The organism is Myxococcus sp. AB025B (assembly GCF_006518215.1).
In the GTDB taxonomy this organism is placed as follows: domain Bacteria; phylum Myxococcota; class Myxococcia; order Myxococcales; family Myxococcaceae; genus Myxococcus; species Myxococcus fulvus.
Genome location: NZ_SRLW01000579.1, coordinates 1 through 2,113 on the forward strand (window position 1 = coordinate 1; position 2,113 = coordinate 2,113).

General features: G+C 68.5%; 2 protein-coding genes. One reads left to right on the forward strand and one right to left on the reverse strand.

Annotation, left to right across the window (positions count from 1 at the left end; genetic code table 11):
* Positions 1–850, reverse strand: an 850-nt coding sequence (gene trpS / locus FL311_RS42750; protein WP_141333375.1) for a tryptophan--tRNA ligase, incomplete at its 3' end; no start/stop codon positions are given.
* A gap of 282 nt (positions 851–1,132) precedes the next feature.
* On the opposite strand from trpS, the gene FL311_RS42755 reads away from it, so the two are divergent.
* Positions 1,133–2,113: DUF4388 domain-containing protein (locus tag FL311_RS42755; protein WP_141333377.1), on the forward strand; the 981-nt coding region annotated here is incomplete at its 3' end.

Below are 2,113 nucleotides of genomic sequence, written 5' to 3' on the forward strand. Positions count from 1 at the left end.
CTCCCGCCCTCCACGACGCGTCCACCTCCGCGAACTCGGACGCTGGCAGCATCAGCTTGAGCAAGTCGTAGAGCGGCACCTCGCTGACGAGCGACGCGTCCGCCGGCTTGCCCTCGGGCACCGGCTTGGGCGCCTCCACCGGCGTGGAGTCCGTCTTGATGGACATGATGCGCTTCTTGATCTCCTTCTCGTCCCCGAACATCTCGATGGTGTTCCCGTAGGACTTGGACATCTTCTTGCCGTCCACGCCGGGCACCGTCTGGGTGGCCTCCTGGATGCGGGCCTGGGGCAGCTTGAGGATGCCGGGCGCGTGGCCGCGCTCCTTGCCGTCCGGGTCCGCCGGGTCGTACCCCTTCACGTACTCGGTGTTGAACTTCACCGCCCAGTCACGGGCGAACTCCACGTGCTGGATCTGATCCTTGCCCACCGGGACGAAGTCCGTGCTGTAGAGCAGGATGTCCGCCGCCATCAGCACCGGGTAGGCGAAGAGGCCGAAGTCCGGGCTGATGCCCTTGGCCACCTTGTCCTTGTAGCTGTGGGCCCGCTCCAGGTGCGCGTGCGGCACCACGGTGCCGAGAATCCAGTTGAGCTCCAGCACCTCGCGCACATCGCTCTGGCGGAAGAGCACCGCCTTCTTCGGGTCCACGCCGAGCGCCAGGTACGCCAGCGCCGCCTCACGCGTGAGCTCCAGCGCGAGCTTCGCGTCACGCACCGTGGTCAGCGCGTGCAGGTTGGCGATGAAGTAGTACGCCTCGCCCTCCTCCTGGAGCTGCACGAACTGGCGAATGGCGCCGAAGTAGTTGCCGATGTGCAGCTTGCCGGAGGACTGCACGCCTGAGAGGGTCCGCATGTCGGGTTCCGAGTCGGGAGTCAGCGCGCGGAGTCGTTTTCGCGCGTTTTGTGTTCTGCAGCGTCGAGGTGGTTCGCACACCCGCCGCGCCCCTGCAATCTTCCGTTCAGTCGCGGGCACTCCTCGGGCCTGACGCCCGCCCGCCGTGAGCCCTCGTGGAAATTTGCGGCGCGCACGGAAATCCCGAGTAATTCCAGGCCCTTGCGGTTGAGCGCCGGTGGGTGGAGCGGTACCCTGACCGCCACACCTGCGAGCAACCTCACCTCGGGAGGACAGACCGGCATGGAGTCATTCAAGGGAAGTCTCGCCAGCTATCGCCTGCAGATGGTGATGCCGCCGTTGTTCTCGACCGCGGGGGTGGAAGGCACCCTGCGCGTGGAGCGCGGCGCCATCCAGCGGTGTTTCCAGGTGAAGGACGGCTTCCTGGTGGGTGAGAGCTCGAATGACCCCCGCGAGCACCTGTCCCAGGTCCTGGTGAACCTGCGCATCCTGGATGCTCCCCGGGCCGCGGCGGCCTTCGAGGCGGCGGAGGGCGCGGGCACCCCCTATGGCACCTTCCTGGTGCAGCGCTGCTTCGTGGAGCTGCCCCGCCTCATCGAGGCGATGGAGCACAAGGCCCGCGAGGCCCTCTTCGACTGCTACGGCTGGGAGTCGGGCGAGGTGGAGTTCACCCCGAAGCTCCCGCCGGCCGCCCGCGCGGTGGGGTTGAAGCTCGCGCTGAACAGCCTGCACCGCGACGCGGTGACGCGGCTGCGCGAGTGGTCCGTGTTCCGGGAGGTCTTCCCGCACCTGGATGCCACCTTCAGGGTGTTCCGCGAGTTCGCCGTGGAGACCTTCTCCGAGGAGGAGGACAAGCTGCTGGAGCTGGCCGCGAGCGGCGCCACGCTGGGGGAGATGCTGGCCACGGCGAAGGAGGCGCCGCTGTTCGCCGCGCGGTGGATCCTCCACCTCTATCGCCGGGGCGCCCTGGCGCCGCGCCTGCCCAAGGGCCCCAGGCTGGGAGAGGCCGCGGAGCTGGCCGAGCTGCTGAACCTGGTGAAGCGCTTCCTGGAGTCGGGCAAGTACGACCACGCGGTGGCGCTGGCGGCGCAGATCCTCGAGCGAGGCCCCGTCCCCGAGGCCCACGCCCTCTACCGCGAGGCCGAGGTCCGCCTGACACTGGCCCTGAGCGACGAGCTGTTCGCGCTGGACGGGCGGCTCGTCTTCGAGCCCATCCCCCGCCCCACCCCATCGCAGCTCACGGCGGATGACCTCTACCTGTAC